This window comes from Burkholderia sp. Ac-20349 (genome assembly GCF_017104865.1).
GTDB lineage: Bacteria > Pseudomonadota > Gammaproteobacteria > Burkholderiales > Burkholderiaceae > Burkholderia > Burkholderia aenigmatica.
Window position 1 is genome coordinate 1 of record NZ_JAAGPM010000365.1, and the last position, 735, is coordinate 735.

Sequence of the window (735 nt, forward strand, 5' to 3'; positions counted from 1 at the left end):
CTTCGGTATGGTGATTCAACTGCGGATTCGCGAACGCGTCGATCACGCTGCCGCAGGCGCCCGTCTTCGGGTCGGCGGCGCCGTAGACGACCCGCGCGATGCGCGCATGCATGATCGCGCCCGCGCAAATAGCGATGCAGTGCGACCGTATAGAGCAGCGCCTGCAGGTGATACGCGTGATCGGCCATCGCGACGTCGAGCGCGCGCGGGCCGTAGGCATCCGGCGTCGTGCCGAGATGGTTCGACTTCCAGTCGACGATCCAGAAGCGGCCGTCGTGTTCGACGATCATGTCGATGAAACCCTTGATGAAACCGGCGAGCAGGCCCGCCTCCAGTGCAACATCCGGGTAGCCGTGCGCGACCAGCAGGCGACGCAGCGCCATCAGGTCGAGCGACGGCGCCGGGAACAGGAAACCCATTTCGTCGAGCCGCTTCGCCGGATCGAGATCGGCGAGCCGCATGCCCGGCACGAGCTCGGTGCTGACGACATCGTCGACCAGCTGCACCATCATCGCCGGCAGGCGCGTCGCGAGTTCGGGCTCGGCCTCGACCGGCCGGTCGTGCAGCGCGCCGAGCGCGGCCCTGGGCCACGACTCGGGCTCCGTGAAGCGGCTGAGTTCGAACAGGCGGTGCAGGCACTCGCCGGCCGCCGCGCCGCGCGGGAACACGAGGATGTCGTCGTCGGGCGGTTCGGGTGCGACCGTATCGGCCAATAGCCACTCGCCATCCGGCGCC

Annotated in this window: 1 protein-coding gene and 1 pseudogene; both read right to left on the reverse strand. The window is 68.6% G+C overall.

The features are described from left to right. The coding region (locus tag G3N61_RS40395) for a deaminase (protein WP_346778613.1) at window positions 1–220 on the reverse strand (220 nt) is incomplete at its 3' end. Beyond that, window positions 117–735: pseudogene (locus G3N61_RS39255) on the reverse strand (PD-(D/E)XK nuclease family protein); the annotation flags it as partial. The gene G3N61_RS40395 and the pseudogene G3N61_RS39255, both read right to left, overlap by 104 nt.